The sequence below is a fragment of the Pseudomonas sp. F220 genome (assembly GCF_057813935.1).
This window is the reverse complement of the sequence record NZ_JBVASJ010000045.1, coordinates 1-18562: the sequence shown is the minus strand read 5'-3', so window position 1 is coordinate 18562 and position 18562 is coordinate 1. Positions and strand designations below refer to the sequence as shown.

General features: G+C 58.5%; 15 protein-coding genes. 12 read left to right on the top strand and 3 right to left on the bottom strand.

The genetic code is table 11. From position 1 onward, the window contains the following. Positions 1–91: 91 nt before the first annotated feature. The 6 genes from pgaA (at position 92) to ACZYSM_RS25830 (ending at position 7376) form a co-directional block, all read left to right on the top strand. The gene (pgaA, locus tag ACZYSM_RS25855) at positions 92–2557 is read left to right on the top strand and encodes a poly-beta-1,6 N-acetyl-D-glucosamine export porin PgaA (RefSeq protein WP_489075970.1); all 2466 of its coding nucleotides are present in this window, start codon (positions 92–94) and stop codon (positions 2555–2557) included. 12 nt (positions 2558–2569) lie between these two features. Further along, positions 2570–4567 carry a poly-beta-1,6-N-acetyl-D-glucosamine N-deacetylase PgaB gene (pgaB, locus tag ACZYSM_RS25850; RefSeq protein ID WP_489075968.1) on the top strand — a complete coding sequence of 666 codons (1998 nt, stop codon included), beginning with the start codon at positions 2570–2572 and terminating at the stop codon, positions 4565–4567. 2 nt (positions 4568–4569) lie between these two features. Continuing rightward, positions 4570–5916 carry a poly-beta-1,6-N-acetyl-D-glucosamine synthase gene (gene pgaC, locus ACZYSM_RS25845; protein ID WP_489075966.1) on the top strand — a complete coding sequence of 449 codons (1347 nt, stop codon included), beginning with the start codon at positions 4570–4572 and terminating at the stop codon, positions 5914–5916. Beyond that, positions 5913–6389, top strand: a complete 477-nt coding sequence (gene pgaD, locus ACZYSM_RS25840; RefSeq protein WP_489075964.1) for a poly-beta-1,6-N-acetyl-D-glucosamine biosynthesis protein PgaD — start codon at positions 5913–5915, stop codon at positions 6387–6389. Before pgaC ends, pgaD begins: the two co-directional genes overlap by 4 nt. A gap of 118 nt (positions 6390–6507) precedes the next feature. Further along, complete coding sequence (locus tag ACZYSM_RS25835; protein ID WP_489075962.1) at positions 6508–7068, top strand: YbhB/YbcL family Raf kinase inhibitor-like protein; 561 nt, start codon at positions 6508–6510, stop codon at positions 7066–7068. 107 nt (positions 7069–7175) lie between these two features. After that, a complete protein-coding gene (locus ACZYSM_RS25830; protein WP_489075960.1) occupies positions 7176–7376 on the top strand; it encodes a hypothetical protein in 201 nt (66 codons plus the stop codon). A gap of 17 nt (positions 7377–7393) precedes the next feature. Here ACZYSM_RS25830 and ACZYSM_RS25825 read toward each other — a convergent pair whose 3' ends face one another. Next, the gene (locus ACZYSM_RS25825; protein ID WP_489075958.1) at positions 7394–7753 is read right to left on the bottom strand and encodes a virulence RhuM family protein; all 360 of its coding nucleotides are present in this window, start codon (positions 7751–7753) and stop codon (positions 7394–7396) included. After that, on the bottom strand, positions 7743–7880 hold the full coding sequence (locus ACZYSM_RS25820) for a hypothetical protein (RefSeq protein ID WP_489075956.1): 138 nt from the start codon (positions 7878–7880) through the stop codon (positions 7743–7745). The genes ACZYSM_RS25825 and ACZYSM_RS25820 overlap by 11 nt, the downstream gene beginning before the upstream one ends. Before the next feature lie 578 nt (positions 7881–8458). Here ACZYSM_RS25820 and ACZYSM_RS25815 point away from each other — a divergent pair. The 6 genes from ACZYSM_RS25815 (at position 8459) to ACZYSM_RS25790 (ending at position 17550) form a co-directional block, all read left to right on the top strand. Next, positions 8459–8641, top strand: a complete 183-nt coding sequence (locus ACZYSM_RS25815) for a hypothetical protein (protein WP_489075954.1) — start codon at positions 8459–8461, stop codon at positions 8639–8641. An 87-nt stretch (positions 8642–8728) separates the two neighbouring features. After that, complete coding sequence (locus ACZYSM_RS25810) at positions 8729–11140, top strand: type I restriction-modification system subunit M (RefSeq protein ID WP_489075952.1); 2412 nt, start codon at positions 8729–8731, stop codon at positions 11138–11140. Beyond that, on the top strand, positions 11131–12309 hold the full coding sequence (locus ACZYSM_RS25805) for a restriction endonuclease subunit S (RefSeq protein WP_489075950.1): 1179 nt from the start codon (positions 11131–11133) through the stop codon (positions 12307–12309). Before ACZYSM_RS25810 ends, ACZYSM_RS25805 begins: the two co-directional genes overlap by 10 nt. Beyond that, on the top strand, positions 12306–13721 hold the full coding sequence (locus ACZYSM_RS25800) for an ATP-binding protein (protein ID WP_489075948.1): 1416 nt from the start codon (positions 12306–12308) through the stop codon (positions 13719–13721). Before ACZYSM_RS25805 ends, ACZYSM_RS25800 begins: the two co-directional genes overlap by 4 nt. Beyond that, positions 13718–16834 (top strand): type I restriction endonuclease subunit R, encoded by a 3117-nt coding sequence (locus tag ACZYSM_RS25795; protein WP_489075945.1) that lies wholly within the window; start codon positions 13718–13720, stop codon positions 16832–16834. The genes ACZYSM_RS25800 and ACZYSM_RS25795 overlap by 4 nt, the downstream gene beginning before the upstream one ends. Next, positions 16834–17550: a M48 family metallopeptidase gene (locus tag ACZYSM_RS25790; RefSeq protein ID WP_489075943.1), complete on the top strand. Its 717-nt coding sequence runs from the start codon at positions 16834–16836 to the stop codon at positions 17548–17550. Before ACZYSM_RS25795 ends, ACZYSM_RS25790 begins: the two co-directional genes overlap by 1 nt. A gap of 604 nt (positions 17551–18154) precedes the next feature. Here ACZYSM_RS25790 and ACZYSM_RS25785 read toward each other — a convergent pair. Further along, a complete protein-coding gene (locus ACZYSM_RS25785) occupies positions 18155–18355 on the bottom strand; it encodes a hypothetical protein (protein WP_489075941.1) in 201 nt (66 codons plus the stop codon). Positions 18356–18562 lie beyond the last annotated feature (207 nt).

Sequence of the window (18562 nt, the reverse complement as noted above, 5' to 3'; positions counted from 1 at the left end):
AAGCTTGGTTGGGTCATAAGGCACCGGCCGCCTGATGCGTACTTCGCAGGGGAACCCATCGCTCCAGCTCTCCTCGTAAGGAAGCTGACGAATGCTGCGTACCGCTCGCCCCCACCTTCGCCCGATCATTCGCGTGGCCCTGTGCAGCCAATTGCTTTGGCCGACGTTGGCCTTTGCCGATACGGCTTACGACAGCCTGATTCGCCAGGCGCGGACCGGTAATTACAGTCCGGCGCTGACCACACTGCGCCAGTTGCCAACTGATCGGCTGACGGCTGGGCAAGTCAGCGATCACCTGTTGATTGCCAGTTGGGCGGGACTCGATACTGAAGTCGTCAGCGTCTATGAAACCCAGGCCCGCAACCGGGTGCTGCCGATTCAGGCACTGAGCGTCACGGCTCACGCTTACCGCAACCTCAAGCGCTGGGATCCGGCGACTCAACTCTACCGTCAGGCCTTGGCGCGAGAGCCGCAAAACCCGGACCTGCAGCTCGGTCTGGCCATGACTCAGGCCGATTCCGGTAACCCCGCAGAAGCGGTCAGCCGCGCCCGGGCGCTGGTCGCAGCCAAGCCTGACGATCCTGCTCGTCGACTGGCGCTGGGCTATGCCTTGACCCGCTCCGGTGCGACCTATGACGCGCTGTTCGAATACGACCAGGCTTCCGTCCGGGCAGGCAGCAAACCTGAAGTCGCTCGCGAATATGTCTTTGCCCTGCAACGTGCGCGCCTGCCAGAACCCGCCTTGCGCCTGGCTCATCAGCGTCCGGGGCTGATCGATCCGGTGCTGTTGCGCCGCCTCGAAGGCGACCTTGCCGCCGAGCGGGTACGCCTGGCGGAACTGGCGACCCGTAGCGAAAAAGAACGCTACGTCATCGCTGACCGCGCTTTGAGTGACTACGACCAATTACTGGCCACCTGGTCTGCGGATGCTCAGGCCCACGACGATGTGGTCCGTTGGCGAATCGACCGCATGGGCGCGCTCAAGGCTCGGGCACACACGGCTGAGGTCATCAGCGATTACCAGACACTGCACGCCGAAGGAGCGAGCATTCCGACCTATGCCCTGCGTTGGGTAGCGGCTGCGTATCTGGATCAGCGTCAACCGGAGGCCGCCGTAGATTTGTATCGTCAGGTGTTGGCGGCCCCGGACGCCGACGTCGGCGACCGTCTCGAAGACAGTACCGCGCTGTACTACGCACTGCTTGAATGCGACCGGGTTGCGGATGCGCGCGCCCTCGTCGAGAGCCTGGCCCAGAGCCAGAAACCGCGAGTCGAGCTCAAGGGGTTGCCGGTGGGCAACCCCAATGATGAATGGATGGATGCTCAACAGCTCGCTGCTCAGGCGGGCACCTATGGCGCTGATTTGCCCTCGAGCGAGCAACGGCTGGCGGCGCTGGTCGATCAGGCACCGGGCAACATCGGTTTGCGCCTGGCCCAGGCCAATCTGTACCTGGCACGCAATTGGCCGCGCCGCTCGGAAAGCCAGCTCAAGGAAACCGAGAGCATGGCGCCGCGAGACGTCGGGTTGGAAGTCGCGCAGGGCCATACCGCTCTGGACTTGCAGGAGTGGCGCCAGCTCGACGCGCTCACCGACGATGTCGGCGCGCGCTTTCCGGATAACCGTCAGGTGCAGCGTTTGCAGCGTCTGCGTGACGTGCATGACATGGCCGAGCTGCGGGTTTCGGCCTATGGCGGCAAGAGTTACGGCGGGGGTGACAGTGGTGCTGGCGCGGTGACCGGCAGCCGCGATTTCGGTATCGAGAGCGTGCTTTACAGTCCGCCGATCGATGAGGACTGGCGGTTGTTCGGCGGTGTCGGTTATGCCACCGGCGACTTCCAGGAAGGCACCGGCCAGCACCGCTGGCAGCGGCTCGGGGTGGAACGCCGGACTCGCGACATGACCCTGGAAGCGGAAGTCTCCAATCATTCCTTTGGCTACGGCGACAAGCAGGGCGCGCGTTTGTCGCTGGCCCGCGATATCGACGATCACTGGCAATACGGCGGGAGCCTGGAATATCTGTCCGCCAATACACCGTTGCGAGCCTTGAACAGTGACGTCACTTCCAACGGCGGCAGCGGTTTCATTCGCTGGCGCGCCAATGAAAGCCGTGAATGGAAACTGGCCTTGAGCCCATCGCGCTTCAGCGATGGGAACCGGCGCATCGAAGCGTTGCTCACTGGCCGTGAGGGCGTGTACAGCGCGCCCGGTCTGCAAGTCGACCTTGGGCTTGAGGTCGGCAGCAGCCACAACACCGAGCAGAACACGCCGTACTTCAACCCCACGTCGGACTTCAGCGTGTTGCCGACCGTGAGCGCGAACCACGTTCTCTATCACCGTTACGAAACGTCCTGGAGCCAGCAGTTCCAGGCCGGTGCCGGGACTTACAGCCAGCGCGATTACGCAACCGGTGCAGTGGGTTTGCTCAGCTATGGCCAGCGCGTCAGCTGGAACGACGTCTTCGAAGCGGGTGCCGCGTTGAGTTGGCTCAACCGGCCCTATGACGGCAATCGCGAAAGCGACCTGCGCCTGATCGTCGACCTCACTTACCGCTTCTAGAAGAGTTTGATCATGCTTGTTATTCCACGCTGCATCCTGCTGCTGGGAGTCATGTTGCTCAGTGCTTGTGCCCAGCAAGCTCCAGCCTTTGCGCCGCCCGCGCAGCGACCGCTGTCGGCCAATGAAGCCCCTTGGCCGAAAAACCATGTGCTGGGCATCGCTTACCACGATGTTGAGGATCGCGACCCCGATCAGGCGGTCGTCGCCGTGCGCACCGAACGCCTGATCGAGCAACTCGCCTGGCTGCGGGAGAACAATTACCAGCCGGTCACCGTGGACCAGATAATCGCTGCTCGCAACGGCGGCCCCGAGCTGCCGGCCAAGGCCATTCTGCTGAGTTTCGACGATGGCTATTCGAGCTTCTACACCCGTGTTCTGCCGGTGCTGCGCAGTTACAACTGGCATGCCTTGCTGGCACCGGTCGGTAGCTGGATCGACACCCCGGCCAATCAGCCGGTGGATTTTGCCGGCACACCACGCCAGCGTTCGGACTTCCTGACGTGGGACCAAGTGCGGGAAATCTCGAAGTCCGGACTGGTGGAAATCGCCGCCCACACCGATGCCAACCACAAAGGCGTGCTGGCCAACCCCCAAGGCAACCTGCAACCGGCAGCGGCGACCCGTCGCTACTATGCTGCCAGCGGCCGCTACGAAACCGAGGCCGAGTTTCAGGCCCGTTTGCGCACCGACGTTGCGGCCATTTCGGCGAAAATCCGCGCGGTCACCGGTCGTGCGCCACGTGTCTGGGTCTGGCCTTACGGTGCGGCGGACGGTACTGGGCTGCAAGTGGTCGGCGAGCAGGGTTACCAGATGGCACTGACCCTCGACGACGGGCTCGACAGTCTCGACAACCTGATGAGCAGCCCGCGTTTCCTGGTGGCCTCAGACCCGGATGGCGCGCACTTCGCCAACAGTATCGTCGGGGTCCAGGCCGACACTGCGATGCGCGTGGTGCATGTCGATCTGGATAACGTCTACGACCCCGACCCGGCCCAACAGGAGATCAATCTCGGCAAGCTGATCCAGCGCATGGCTGATATGGGCGCCAACACCGTGTTCCTGCAAGCCTTCGCCGATCCCAAGGGCGATGGTCTGGTGCACTCGATGTACTTCCCCAACCGCCACCTGCCGGTGCGCGCCGATATTTTCGACCGGGTCGCCTGGCAGTTGCGCACCCGGGCCCACGTCAAGGTCTACGCCTGGATGCCGGTGCTCAGTTTTGCCCTTGATCCGGCACTGCCACGGGTCACTCGTTGGGACCCGGCAACCGGCCAGACCTCGATCGATCCCGGTCAGTATCGCCGGCTATCGCCTTTCGACCCGACCGTGCGGCGGATCATCGGTGAAATCTATGAAGATGTGGCGCGCCTGACTTCCGTCGACGGCATCCTCTTCCACGACGATGCGCTGTTGTCGGATTTCGAGGACGCGACTCCCGAGGCCTTACGCGTCTACGCCGCCAACGGCCTGCCGGGCTCGATCGCGGCCTTGCGCGCCGACCCCGCCGTCATGCAGCGCTGGACCCGCTTCAAGAGCCGCTACCTGATCGACTTCACCCGTGAGCTGACCGCCAAGGTCCGCGCCATTCGCGGTCCGCAGGTCGAGACGGCGCGCAACATCTTCGCCGAGCCAATGCTCAATCCGCAAAGCGAAGTCTGGTTCGCCCAGAACCTCGATGACTTCCTTGCCACGTACACCTGGACCGCGCCGATGGCCATGCCGCTGATGGAAGGTCAGACCCGGGAACAATCCGGCGCCTGGCTGGAAGCGCTGGTGGCCACGGTCAAGTCCCGCCCCGGAGCGCTCAATCGCACGGTGTTCGAATTGCAGGCTCGCGACTGGACGCAAAAATCCGCGGCCGAGCTGGATGGCGCGCAATTGGCTGACTGGATGGGCCGCCTCAAGCGTCAGGGCGCGACCAGTTTTGGCTACTACCCGGACAACTTCCTCGAGAACCAGCCGGACCTGAAAACCGTGCGTCCCGCGCTCTCCAATCAGTGGAATCCATAGTCATGCTGGACCGTCTTTTAGCTGTGCTCGTGCTGTCGATTGTCCTGGGGGTGCCGCTCGGTCTGATCTTTCTGATCACCGGGCAATTCCTGATGGATTTCGTCTTCTTCTATCCGCTGTTCATGTCGGGTCTGTGGATTGCCGGCGGGCTGTATTTCTGGCTGCACTGGGAGCGCCACTGGCCGTGGGACGCCGATACTCCAGCACCTGCGTTTGCCGGCGAACCGCTGATTTCGATCCTCATTCCTTGCTACAACGAGGGCGACAACGCCGCCGACACCATCGGCGCGGCGCTGGCCCAGAACTACCCGAACATCGAAGTGATCGCGATCAACGACGGCTCCAGCGACAACACCGCAGCGGTGCTCGATGCTTTGGCCGCCAAAGAGCCGCGTCTGCGGGTGCTGCACCTGGCCGAGAACCAGGGCAAAGCGGTGGCCCTGCGTATGGGCGCCGTGGCCGCTCGCAGCGAATACCTGGTGTGCATCGACGGTGACGCGCTGCTGGCGCCGGACGCGGCGGCCTATCTGGTTGCGCCGATGTTCGACAACTCGCGCGTCGGTGCCGTGACCGGCAACCCGCGAATCCGCACCCGCTCGACCTTGGTGGGGCGCGTCCAGGTCGGCGAGTTCTCGTCGATCATCGGTTTGATCAAGCGCACGCAAAGGGTCTTCGGTCGAGTGTTCACCGTTTCCGGGGTGGTCGTGGCCTTCCGTCGGGCGGCCCTGGACCGGGTCGGTTACTGGAGTCCGGACATGATCACCGAAGACATTGATATCAGTTGGAAGCTGCAACTGGATCACTGGAGCATCTTCTACGAGCCCCGCGCGTTGTGCTGGATCCTCATGCCCGAAACCCTGCACGGCCTATGGAAGCAACGCCTGCGCTGGGCCCAGGGCGGCGCTGAAGTGCTGCTGAAAAACATCCGTGGAATCTGGCAATGGCGCCATCGCTACCTCTGGCCATTGTTGTTCGAATACTGCCTGTCCACCGGTTGGGCCTTCACCTTTTTGCTGTCGGTGATTTTCTGGGCGGTGGGTAAGTTCGTCACGTTACCTGCGGCCATCGCCGTCGAGCACCTGATGCCTCCGGCGTTCACCGGCCTGGTCTTGGCAATGGTCTGCCTTATGCAGTTCGCCATCAGCATCCTGATCGACCGCCGCTACGAACGCGATCTGTGGAAAACCTTGTTCTGGGTAGTCTGGTACCCGCTGGTGTTTTGGCTGGTCAGCCTGCTCACCACCCTCGTCAGCTTTCCAAAAGTGCTGTTCCGCCAACACCAAAAACGCGCCCGCTGGGTCAGCCCGGACCGTGGCATCAAACCGACCGGCGAGGAAGCCAACCCATGAAGCTCATAAGAACCCGGCAGCGCCCTGTTATGCAGGCGATTGATTTTCTTCTCACGCTGATGGCATGGGGTGGCCTGTTGACGTTGCTGGTGCGCGGGCTCTTGCCCCTGTTGAACAGCAATGGTGGTCCTCGCCTGGACGCCTCGCTATTTGCGGCGTTGAACACCCTGCAAATCTACCTGTGCGTCGGGTTGTTCAACGCCGTGCTGCTGATCAGTTGGGCACGCTACCAGCAAAGTCGCGGCAAGCGCTTCGCTCAACGCCGGGCTCTCGCTCCGGTGCTGAGTGATGATTGTCTGAGCGAAAGTTTCAACCTGACAGGCAACCATCTTGAGCGCCTGCGTCTGCCGGGGGTGTTGGTGATTCATAACGATCAGGAGGGTGGGGTGAGTGAGGTCAGCGCTCATGCGTCTCGCGCCGAGTCGCTACAGCAGGTGCCGCGCGAACAGCGGCTGAAATTGGTCTCGGTGTAACATCATCGTGGGCAGGCTGTACCTGCGAGATTCAGCCAAAACTCCACTGCCACCTTACGAACGGTCCAGTTATAGTCTGCACGCCGACGACGGCCCCATCAGCGTAAGGTGTTCTGGAATGACCCGATTTGCTTCGCTCAACCCTTGGCTGGCGGCAGTGGCAGTCACCCTCTGCCTGCAACTGCCCGCGCAAGCCCAGGATCGCTTCACTGTCAGTATTCCCGGTGTATCGGACAACCGCCTGTTCACCCCGTCCGCCGTCAGTGATGCCAGAGGCTGCGGTGGGCAGAACGTTTCCCCGGCCCTGAGCTGGAATCCAGGCCCTGAAGGTACCCTCAGCTATGCCATCGTTATGCACGATCCGGACGGTCAGAAAGGCCAGGGTGTCGATCATTGGGTGCATTACGGGATCAAGGCCACCACCCACCGTATTCCGGCGGGTGTCGGCGCAAAATCTACCTTTGAGGGGGTGGGTGGAACCAACATCAAAAACACCACCACCTACGTCGGCCCGTGCCCACCGGTCGGCGACAGCGCTCACCACTACATCATCCAGCTCTACGCCCTGGACCTGGCCCCGGACGCCTTGCCCGCCGGTCTGACCCGTGCGCAGCTGATGGAGAAGATCAAAGATCATGTGTTGGGCAACAGCAGCGTGGTGCGGCGTTATCGGCGCTGAGGCATTACTTTTTAAGGCAAGACACTGGATGAAGGGCTGGGAGAGTTGGCGTCGGGAGTTGAAAGCGAGCACTATCGAATCAATTCCCAGTGCGTTGGAGGTGAGCCATGACGCAACGATTAGACGGCATCTCCAAACTGAAAAATTGCCCGACAATGGGCGAAGACATACGCAGAGCCATTGCAGCAAGCCGTAAGGTAGTGCACCCAGTGGAAGCGGAGGATGAAGAGTCTGCTGAATGTGAGCGGCAGGTCGACATCGCTGAAAATACGAGTGACTTACCTGCGGAAAAAACCTCCGTCTCCTGAAGGCAGGCTAGAACGCATCAAGGTTCACAATGAAAAATGCGCGCAAGCAATTCGTCGAAGTAATCAGGTCCCAGCGAGTGGCCCACAGGCGGGTTTTTCAGCCGTTCATCGTCCATGGCGAAGCCCTTGACCAGATACTCCTCCAGGATCTGTGTGGCCCACTGACGGAACTGGGTACCGCGTTTGGAGCGGACCCGGTAACCGACCGCGAGAATCAGCGGGAGGTTGAAGTGCTTAACGTTGTAAGGTTTGTCGTCGGCGGCAGTTGTTCGGTAAAACCGAACAACTGAATCCTCCATCAATTTACCCTCGGCGAAGATGTGGCTGATGTGCTCGCTGATGGTGGCCTTGGCCTTTCTGTACAGCTCACAGATCATCGCCTGAGACAGCCAGCGTATCGGCCTCGAGGCGACACTCCAGGCGTACCTGACCATCGACACTCTGGAACAGCAGCAACTCACCTTGAGGGGCTGGAGGATGGTCGGTGTTGTTTTGATCACTCACGTGAGGTCTCCACGATCGGACTGTTGCACTGTGCCTGGCGCGTTCGCTTGTAGGCCTCGGTGATTTTTGTTCGCAAATAATTAGCATCGGGATGGTAGGCGCGAAGTCACCTTTGTTCGTTATCCGGAGTAGAAAATGGATTTCACAGTCATCGACGTTGAAACGACTAACCTCAATCTTGCGAGCAGGAAACCATGGTTGCATCTGCTCCATCCTGGGCAGAAATTTACCCTTGGATTCTCTCTTTTGTGACTAGTCAATTCGTCACTAGCCATGTGCCTTTTGACCGAGCTGCCACGCTGAGAGCCTGCCGGACCGAGGGTTTGGATCACTTCAACTGCTGTTGGCCAGATACGGCCAGGGCGGCCCATCGAGCGTGGAGAGAGTTTTCCCGGACGGGATACGGTTTGAAGAAACGCTCATTCACTGTTGGCACCACAATGCCTTAGACGATGCGCGCGCGGCTGGAGAGATACTGCTTCGCGCCATAGCTCGCACCGCTTCCATGACTGCTGAATGGTGTGCACCCCACTGAGGGGCATCACAGTGATGCAGGATGGTATCCTCGCTGGGAACGTATGGGCGCCACGATCCCCACCATTCAACTCTCGACCCTCAAAGAGCTGGAAACTCCCGCCGCCTCGCGGGACGAAATGGATAGGATGGTGCACGTTTTTGAGCAGGCAGCCGAGATCCAGAACGAAATTCAGCAACTCCGTGACAAACAAGCCGCCCTCGCAGTCAGCTTCCGGAAGATATAGCTGCTCCTGCTCCCGCAAAAATGACGAATTGATATGCCACCAGGCAATGTCTGGTGGCTCTAAAAGCTACGGAAAAGTCCAACACTCATGGCCATCAAGAAATCAGAGCTCTACTCGTCCCTTTGGGCCTCCTGCGACGAATTGCGCGGGGGCATGGACGCCAGCCAATACAAGGACTACGTACTGCTACTGCTGTTTATCAAGTACGTCAGCGACAAATACGCCGGCCAGCCCTTCGCACCCATCACCATCCCGGCGGGTGCCGGCTTTGCCGATATGGTTGCGCTCAAGGGCAAGAGCGACATCGGCGACCAGATCAATAAGAAGATCATCGCGCCGCTGGCCGAGGCCAACAAGCTGTCCGACCTACCGGACTTCAACGACGCCAACAAGCTCGGAACCGGTAAGGAAATGGTGGAACGCCTCACCAACCTGATCGCCATCTTCGAAAACCCGGCGCTCGATTTCTCGAAGAACCGCGCCGAGCACGACGACATCCTCGGCGATGCCTATGAATTCCTGATGCAGCATTTCGCCAAGGATTCAGGCAAGAGCAAGGGCCAGTTCTATACCCCGGCCGAAGTCAGCCGGGTGATCGCCAACATCATCGGCATCGGTGCAGCGCAGACCAGCAGCGATACCAGTGTGTATGACCCGACCTGTGGGTCGGGCTCGCTGTTGCTCAAGGTCGCCGATGCGGCCGGTACGCCGGTCACCCTCTACGGCCAGGAAAAGGATTCGGCGACCAGCAGTTTGGCGCGCATGAATATGATCCTGCATAACAACCCCACCGCGCTGATCGCCCAGGGCAACACCCTGACCAGTCCGGCCTTCACACTCAAGGCGGGCAATCACGACTTGCTCAAGCAGTTTGACTATGTCGTGGCTAATCCACCATTTTCTGACAAGCGCTGGAGCACTGGGCTAGATCCGCAGAACGATTCTTACAATCGCTTCGAGACCTTCGGTGCTCCGCCGGCCAAGCAGGGTGACTACGCCTATTTGCTGCACATCATCCGCTCGCTGAAAAGTGACGGCAAAGCAGCCTGCATTCTGCCGCACGGAGTGCTGTTCCGTGGGAATGCCGAGGCCGAGATCCGTCGTAACCTGATTCGCCACGGCTATATCAAGGGCATCATCGGTCTGCCGGCCAATCTTTTCTACGGCACTGGCATTCCCGCCTGCATCATTGTCATTGACAAGGAGCACGCGGCGGGACGCAAGGGCATCTTCATGCTCGACGCCAGCGCTGGCTTCCTCAAGGACGGTCCCAAGAATCGCCTGCGCGAGCAAGACGTCCACCGAATTGTCGACGCCTTCACCCGTCTTGACGACAGCGAGCCGCGCTACGCCCGTATGGTGGGTTACGAGGAGATCGAGAAGAACGACTACAACCTCAACCTGCCGCGCTATATCGACAGCACCCAGGTCGAAGACAAGCAGGACATCGAAGGCCACCTCAAGGGCGGCATTCCGGTTGCTGATATCGAGGGGTTGGCTGGCTACTGGGCGGTGTGCCCGCAACTTAAGGTTGCGCTGTTCACCGCTAACCGGCCCGGCTACTTCGACCTGGCTGTGGACAAGGCCGATATTAAAACTTGCATCTATGGACACCCGCAATTCACCAAATTTATTGCCGGCATGGCCTCGCATTTTGATGAATGGCACGAACAGACGGCGAAAACGCTCAAGGCGCTGCAACCGGGTTTCCATCCCAAACAGCTTATTCATGAGGTTGCCGAAAGCCTGCTGCAGCACTACCAGGACAAGCCGCTGATCGACGCCTATGACGTTTATCAGCACTTGATGGATTACTGGGCCGAAGTGATGCAGGACGACGCCTACCTGATCGCCGCCGACGGCTGGAAGGCAGAGACTTACCGCATTATCGAGAAGGACAAGAAGGGCAAGGAAAAGGATAAAGGCTGGGCCTGCGACCTGCTGCCCAAATACCTTATTGTCGCCCGCTACTTCGTTGTCGAGCAGGCAACCATAGACCAGACCAGCGCCGACCTGGAAGCCGCCAGCTCTGCTCTGGCTGAGTTGGAGGAGGAGCACAGCGGTGATGAAGGCGTGTTCACCGACTTCGACAAGATCAACGTCGCCGCTGTAAAGGAGCGCCTCAAGGAAATTGGTAAGGATGCTTCCGCCGAAGAGCTGGCAGTGCTCAAGCAATGGCAGATGCTGGCCGCCCAAGAAGCTACGCTGAAAAAACACCTCAAGGAGCTGGAGGCTAAGCTGGACGAAAAGGCGTATGCCAAGTATCCGAATCTGACTGAAGCGGAAATCAAGCAACTGGCCGTGGGCGACAAATGGCTGGCTACCCTGCAGGCCACCATCAGCGGTGAGATGGACCGTGTCAGCCAGACGCTAACCCAGCGCGTGAAGGAACTGGCCGAGCGTTATGAAACCCCGTTGCCACATTTGACCAGCCGCGTTAGCGAGCTGGAAGCCAAGGTGGCCGCGCATCTGAAGAAGATGGGGTTTGTATGGAGCTGAGTCCGGGGTACAAGCAGAGCGAAGTTGGGGTGATTCCAGAGGATTGGCAGCTTTTAACCATCGGTGAAGTTTGTTCGTTTGAGAATGGTGACAGAAGTAGCAACTATCCGGGCCAAGAAGATTTTGCGGCTATAGGTGTACCGTTTATTAATGCGGGACATATTTCCAGGGGGAGTATTGATACCTCTTCAATTGACTATATAAAGGAGATTGTTTTCAATAGGCTTACCCGGGGCAAGGTTAAGCCAGGGGATGTGTTGTATTGCCTTAGAGGATCGTTAGGAAAATTTGGTCTTGTAATAGATGGGTTTGGTGAAGGCGCTATCGCCAGCTCACTAGTCATTATTCGCGCCAAAACCAACAAGCTAAAAGTCGAGTATTTGATTTCGTTCTTGGCTTCAGATTTGTGTGAGCAAATGATAGATATCTGGGCGGGAGGGGCTGCCCAACCAAATCTCGGAGTGCAAGATTTGGCAAGATTCCTTATCCCTATACCGTCAATCAATGAGCAGGAGGCCATTGCCGAAGCGTTGAGCGATGCGGAGGCGCTGGTCGAGTCGCTGGAGCAACTGCTGACCAAGAAACGCGAGATCAAGCAAGGCGCTATGCAGGAACTACTCACCGGCCAGCGCCGCCTGCCGGGGTTTAGTGGAGAGTGGATGACGAAACGACTTGGCGATCTTTTGACCATTCGTCACGGTAGGAGTCAACGTGAAGTTGAATCTGCTAATGGTAACTATCCGATACTGGCAACGGGCGGAGAGATTGGGAAAGCAATACGCCCACTTTACGATAAACCCTCAGTTCTAATTGGGCGCAAGGGGACAATTGACAGGCCTCAATATATGGATGTGCCGTTCTGGACAGTAGATACCCTTTTTTATTCGGAAGTGCACGCTCCAAACAGTGTGAAATTTTTGTTCTACCGATTCTGCTTGATCAACTGGAATCAGTATAACGAAGCCTCTGGAGTTCCAAGCCTCAATTCCAAAACTATCGAATCAGTGGAGGTATCTTGTCCTGATGGAAATGAGCAAGACGCTATTGCTGTTGTTCTCCGCGAAATAGATAACGAAATCATCACCCTAGAAACCAAGCTCCAAAAAGCCCGCCACCTCAAACAAGGCATGATGCAAGAACTCCTCACCGGAAGGATTCGATTGGTATGAGCGAACACCAGCAGCGGGAATGGAAGGCCGTGTGGCGCGACGACTATCTGAAATGGATATGCGGTTTCGCCAATGCTGAGGGCGGTGTACTGGAAATTGGCCGCAGCGATGCCGGTGCGCCGGTCGGGGTGGCCGATGCGGCACGCCTGCTGGAGGAAATACCCAACAAGGTGCGCGACGTGTTGGGCATCATGGTTGATGTGAATCTGCGCGAGGAAGTGGGCAAAGCACTGTTGGAAATTGTAGTGCCGGCTTACCCCAGCCCGGTCAGCTACAAGGGCGAATATCACTACCGCAGTGGCAGTACCAAACAGGAATTGAAAGGCGCGGCGCTGTCGCGCTTTTTGCTGCGCAAGCAAGGCCTGCACTGGGATGCCGTGCCGCTGCCCGGTCTCACCCTAGACGACTGTCAGCCCGCCGCACTGCAAGCGTTCCGCACTCGGGCGGCCAGAAGCGGGCGGGTGGACGAAGCCGTGCTGGAAGACAGCGACGCCGCCCTGCTGGCCAGCCTGCAGCTGGAAGAAGGCCAATACCTGAAGCGCGCCACCGCGCTGTTGTTCGGCACCCAGCCCGAGCGTTTCGTACCCGGCGCCTATATCAAGCTCGGTTTTTTCATCACCGATGACGATTTGCGTTATCAGGACGAAATCCACGGTGATCTGTTCTCTCAGGTGGAAAAGACCCTGGAGCTGCTGCACAGCAAATACCTCAAGGCGTATATCCGTTACGAAGGTATTCAGCGCGTGGAGCGTTATTTGTTCCCCCTGCAAGCCCTGCGCGAGGCGCTGCTCAACGCGGTGATCCACAAAGATTACGCCAGCGGCATCCCAATCCAGATCAGCGTCTATGAGTCCCAGATCGTGATCTGGAACCCTGGCCAGTTGCCGGAACACTGGACGCAGCAGCAACTGCTGGCCAAGCATCCGTCCCATCCTTTCAATCCGCTGCTGGCTTCGGCGTTTTTCCGTGCCGGCTACGTGGAGTCCTGGGGCCGGGGCATCGAGAAAATTCTCAGCGAGTGCCGTAAGCACGACATCCCACCGCCGCTGTTCGACAGCAGCCTGTCGGGGTTAATGCTTACCTTCCGAGCCAATTCGATGCAGCTGACTGAGGCTCTGGGAGACACAGCGCGGTTGTTGTTGGGGGAAACACCGCCGACCGCCCAAGGAACTGCCCAAGAAATCACCCAAGAAACTGCCCAAGAAACCGCCCAAGAAATCAGCTCGGAAACCGTGCGCGGAAAAATCGTGGCCCTGTTGCGTCAGCGACCGGCCACAACAAGGCGCGAGTTAGCAAGGCAGCTAGGCTTGAGCCCTGATGGCATCAAATATCACCTAAACAAGCTACGGACAGCTGGGACGATCCGGCACGTTGGCCCGACAAAAAGCGGACACTGGGAAGTACTCAAATGATCGACATCGGCAAAGCAGAACGAGTGACACAGAACCGTGTAGCCAAGCTGTTTGTCGAGGAATTGGGCTACGAGCATCTCGGCGACTGGAACGAGCGGACCAACAACAGCAATATCGAAGCGGGTTTACTCGGTGCCTATCTGAGCGGCGCGGGCTACAGCACTGTGCAGATCAATGCCGCCCTGTACAAGCTGAGCCTTGAGGCTAACCATCCCAATCGCAGCCTGTATGGCAACAATCAAACCATTTACCAATTGCTGCGCTATGGCGTGCCGGTGAAGACCGAGGCCGGTAAGGTGACCGAGACGGTGCACCTGATCAACTGGGCCGAGCCGCAGAAAAACGATTTCGCCATTGCCGAGGAGGTCACTCTCAAGGGCAAGCTGGAGCGCCGGCCGGATATTGTGCTCTACGTCAACGGTATCGCCATCGGCGTGCTGGAGCTGAAGAACAGCCGCATCAGCATTGGCGACGGTATCCGCCAGAGCCTGTCCAACCAACTGCCGGAATTCAATGAGTGGTTCTTCAGCACGGTGCAGTTCGTCTTCGCCGGCAATGACTCGGAAGGTTTGCGCTACGGCACCACCGGCACCCAGGAAAAGTACTTTCTGACCTGGAAGGAAGCTGAGGCCGACAACGGCCGCTACAAGCTGGACAAGTACCTGCTGAAAATCTGTGACAAGGCCCGGTTGATCGAGCTGATGCATGACTTCGTGCTGTTCGATGGTGGTGTAAAGAAGCTGCCGCGCGTGCACCAGTACTTCGGAATCAAAGCCGCGCAGGAGCATGTGAAGAAGCACCAGGGCGGCATTATCTGGCACACCCAGGGCGCCGGCAAGAGCATCCTGATGGTGCTGCTGGCCAAGTGGATTCTGGAGAACAACCCAAACGCCCGTGTGGTCATCATCACTGACCGTGATGAGCTGGATAAGCAAATCGAACGGGTGTTCAGGGATGCCGGAGAAGCCATCTGCCGCACCGGCAGTGGACAGGAGCTAATGCGTCAGCTCAGCCAGCCCAGGCCACGTCTGCTGTGCTCACTGGTGCACAAGTTCGGTGGCTCTGCCAAAGGCAAGGATGACAAGGCGTTCGAGGCCTTTATCAAAGAGCTGCAGGCCCAGCCCAGCCCAACCGTGGGCGAGGTGTTCGTATTTGTCGATGAGTGCCACCGGACTCAGGGCGGCCGGCTCAACCGAGTGATGAAGGCGCTGATGCCCAATGCGGTGTTCATCGGCTTTACCGGCACGCCGTTGCTGAAGCAGGACAAGGCCACCAGTCTGGAAGTATTCGGTGGTTACATTCATACCTACAAATTCAGTGAGGCGGTCGAAGATGGCGTGGTGCTCGACCTGCTCTACGAGGCTCGTGACATCGATGCCAGGCTGGGGTCTTCGGAAAAAATCGACCAGTGGTTCGAAAACAGCACCAAGGCGTTGAACAAGTGGCAGAAGGATGAGCTAAAGCAGCAGTGGGGCACCATGCAGAACGTGCTCAGCTCCAAGTCGCGTATGGACCGCGTGGTGGCAGACATCATCTTCGATTTCAGCACCAAGCCGCGTCTGTCCAGTCAGCGAGGCAACGCTATTTTCGTGGCCTCCAGCATCTATGAAGCCTGCAAGTACTTCACTCTGTTCCAGAAGTCGTTGTTCAAGGGCAAGTGCGCGGTCATCACGTCCTACAACCCGCTGGCCAAGGATGTGACGCTGGAGGAAACCGGCGCCAATACCGAAACCGACAAGCAGTTCATCTACAACACCTATACCGACTTTCTGGACAGCATGCAGGCGAAGCCGGGCATGTCCAAGACTGAAACCTATGAAGAACACGCCAAGGCGCTGTTCATCAAGGAACCAGCCAACATGAAGCTGCTGGTTGTGGTGGATAAGCTGCTCACCGGCTTTGACGCACCGCCGTGCAGCTATCTGTATATCGACAAGTCGATGCACGACCACGGCCTGTTTCAGGCCATCTGCCGGACCAACCGTCTGGATGGCGAAGACAAGGAATTTGGCTATATCGTCGACTACAAGGATTTGTTCAAGAGTGTCGAAAATGCTATTGCGGTCTACACCTCCGAGCTGGATCACAGCGCCGGCGGTGCCGATCCAGAAGTGCTGTTGCAAGATCGCCTGAAGCAAGGCAGGGAGCGCCTGGACGATGCCCTGGAGGCGCTGGCGCTGTTGTGCGAACCGGTTGCTCCGCCAAAGGATGAGTTGGCGCATATCCACTACTTCTGCGGCAATACTGAAATAGCAGACGACCTGCAGAACTGCGAGCCGCAGCGAGTGGCCCTTTACAGAGCTGTAGTGGCGCTGCTTCGCGCCTATGCAAACCTGGCTGATGAGATGGAAGCTGCGGGTTACAGCATGGCGCAGATCGAAGAGATCAAACGCAAGCTGGACCGGTACTTGGCGTTGCGCGAGATCATCCGCAAGGCCAGCTGTGAGACGCTCGATATCAAGCCGTTCGAGGCGGACATGCGGCACCTGATCGATACCTATATCGAGGCCAGCGAACCACGCAAAATCTCCCCCTTTGACAACATCGGCCTGTTGGAGCTGATCGTGAAGAGCGGCATTGCCGAGGCCATTGCCAAAAAACTGGGCGAGATGAAAGGTAATCAGGGGGCGGTTGCCGAAACCATCGAGAACAACGTGCGCAGCAAGATCATCAAGGAAAATCCGACCGACCCGGCCTTTTTCGCGAAAATGTCGGCCCTGCTCGATGAAATCATCAAACTGCGTAAGGAAAAGGCCATTGAATACGAGGAGTACCTCAAACGCATTGGCGAGCTGGCGGCCAAAGTGCAAGCCGGAAAGGCTGAGGACACGCCGGACACGCTGAACACCCCTGGCAAACTGGCGCTCTACAACAACCTGACGCCACAGAACACGGTGGCCGAGCCAGCAGCGCCCTACGGCCAGTCTACCGGGGATGCTGTTCTGGATCTGGCGCTAAAGATCGACAACGCTGTGAAACAGGCGCGACCGGATGGCTGGCGTGGCATTCAGGCCAGGGAAATGATGGTCAAGCAAGCCATGTACAAGGTGTTGAACAGCGTGGAAGAGGTTGAGCGTCTGTTTCCAATCATTGTTGCCCAACAGGAATACTGATGGCCGAGCATATTGACCTTGGCGATATCCGTGTCGAGGTTCAGAGAAAGAACAATAAGCACGCGCATCTCTACGTATATCCGCCCGAAGGCCGGGTGCATATCTCTGCGCCTATGCAAATGGGACTAGACGCCCTGCGAGCATTCGCCATTTCCCGGCTGAGCTGGATCAAGGCGCAACAGCGGCAGATGCGCGCCCAGCCACGCGAGCCGGAACGTGAGTACCTGAACCGCGAAAGCCATCAGGTGTGGGGCAAGCGTTATTTGCTGGAGGTGATCGAAGTGGATGCCGCGCCAGTTGTGGAGCTGAAGCATTCCACGCTGGTGTTGCAGATTCGGACAGGGAGTGACGATGCACGCCGACAAGAGTTGCTGGAAAGCTGGTATCGCGAACTGCTTCGGGCGAAGCTGCCGACGCTATTGGACAAATGGCAGTCCCTGATGGGCGTTAAGGCCCAGCGCATCTTCGTGCAGCGGATGAAAACACGCTGGGGCGGCTGCAACCCGGCCACTGGCAATATTCGGTTGAATACCGAGCTGGCGAAGAAGCCGCCGGAGTGCTTGGAGTACATCCTGGTGCATGAGCTGGCGCACCTGATCGAACCAACTCACAACGCCAGATTTCTAGCGTTGTTGGATAGATTCATACCGCATTGGCGGCAGATCAAGGACGAGCTGAGCCGCCTACCGGTGAGGCATGAGAAGTGGGATCACTGATGTGCTCGAAGCGTATCCACTGCTTTCCGAACAGGCGCCTTTGCACTTCGGAACATCCTCCACAAAAAAGCCCCAGGCCATAAGACCTGAGGCTTTTTCTTCAATTTGGTGCCAGGCGCCGTTTGAACCTGAAGGCAAAGTCCCCGTGTTTAAAGGGTGTGGTCTTCTGCGCGTTCCAAAGGGATACACCAGGGGATACACGGTGCTCGCTGCTGACCCGTTTCACGCTGGCTGAAAAAGCCACGGAGGTTCGTTGCTCCATCCCCGATGAACGGTAACGCCATCTTTATAAACCCGCCGCCGGTGTAAAGGAGTGGTCATCATCGCCACTCCTTTGATGGATCAATCCAAAAGTGGTCCGATTATCTCGTTCCTCACTTTTGAGGAGCCATCGCCACACTTTTGCGGCGATGGTGCTGGCGCCGTGTGGCAGTTCCACCACACAGAGGCGTTCTTGCCATTCCCCCGCGCCAGCACCACCCCGGATCAGGGTAGTGGTCGCGAAAGGGTGTTGTCCGGGATTCTCCGTAATTAGCCTGGGCTCCCATTCCGGTATGGCAGGTACTTGAAAAACTACCGAGGCCCCGGTAGTTCCCTTTTCCGCCTACAAGCGCATTTCCCTGATTACGCGCCTTGGCTCAGTTCCCCGCGAAAGGGCGCGCCGGGCGTCCTTCGTGAGCTGGTCGAGCGCCTGCTCCTCGAATGCCGCCGCCATTGCGCTGGCCTTCCTGCTAATCAGCAGCGCCAGCTCCGGCGGAAACACCACCTTGTCGGCGGGTAGATAATCACAGTCAATAACGGACACGGCTCTATCCTCGGGTGGGGCTTGGTCAGGTGCGGTCATGGGACGCGCCCACGATGCGTTTGAATGTTATTAGCCCAGGTTCCATTCCCACCTACCCCCGATCTCCCCGTCTGACCCTTACCGCGATCTTACCGTGGTCATTCGCAGGAAGCTGTTGCAGGACGACAGGTTGCCAGTGAGAAACGCTGCAATACCGTGGAAACCTCA

Excerpts from the sequence above, each read along its gene's own strand:
- pgaA (WP_489075970.1), top strand. The coding sequence starts at position 92 with ATGCTGCGTACCGCTCGCCCCCACCTTCGCCCGATCATTCGCGTGGCC.
- pgaB (WP_489075968.1), top strand. The coding sequence starts at position 2,570 with ATGCTTGTTATTCCACGCTGCATCCTGCTGCTGGGAGTCATGTTGCTC.
- pgaC (WP_489075966.1), top strand. The coding sequence starts at position 4,570 with ATGCTGGACCGTCTTTTAGCTGTGCTCGTGCTGTCGATTGTCCTGGGG.
- pgaD (WP_489075964.1), top strand. The coding sequence starts at position 5,913 with ATGAAGCTCATAAGAACCCGGCAGCGCCCTGTTATGCAGGCGATTGAT.
- ACZYSM_RS25835 (WP_489075962.1), top strand. The coding sequence starts at position 6,508 with ATGACCCGATTTGCTTCGCTCAACCCTTGGCTGGCGGCAGTGGCAGTC.
- ACZYSM_RS25830 (WP_489075960.1), top strand. The coding sequence starts at position 7,176 with ATGACGCAACGATTAGACGGCATCTCCAAACTGAAAAATTGCCCGACA.
- ACZYSM_RS25825 (WP_489075958.1), bottom strand. The coding sequence starts at position 7,753 with ATGATCTGTGAGCTGTACAGAAAGGCCAAGGCCACCATCAGCGAGCAC.
- ACZYSM_RS25815 (WP_489075954.1), top strand. The coding sequence starts at position 8,459 with ATGGGCGCCACGATCCCCACCATTCAACTCTCGACCCTCAAAGAGCTG.
- ACZYSM_RS25810 (WP_489075952.1), top strand. The coding sequence starts at position 8,729 with ATGGCCATCAAGAAATCAGAGCTCTACTCGTCCCTTTGGGCCTCCTGC.
- ACZYSM_RS25805 (WP_489075950.1), top strand. The coding sequence starts at position 11,131 with ATGGAGCTGAGTCCGGGGTACAAGCAGAGCGAAGTTGGGGTGATTCCA.
- ACZYSM_RS25800 (WP_489075948.1), top strand. The coding sequence starts at position 12,306 with ATGAGCGAACACCAGCAGCGGGAATGGAAGGCCGTGTGGCGCGACGAC.
- ACZYSM_RS25795 (WP_489075945.1), top strand. The coding sequence starts at position 13,718 with ATGATCGACATCGGCAAAGCAGAACGAGTGACACAGAACCGTGTAGCC.
- ACZYSM_RS25790 (WP_489075943.1), top strand. The coding sequence starts at position 16,834 with ATGGCCGAGCATATTGACCTTGGCGATATCCGTGTCGAGGTTCAGAGA.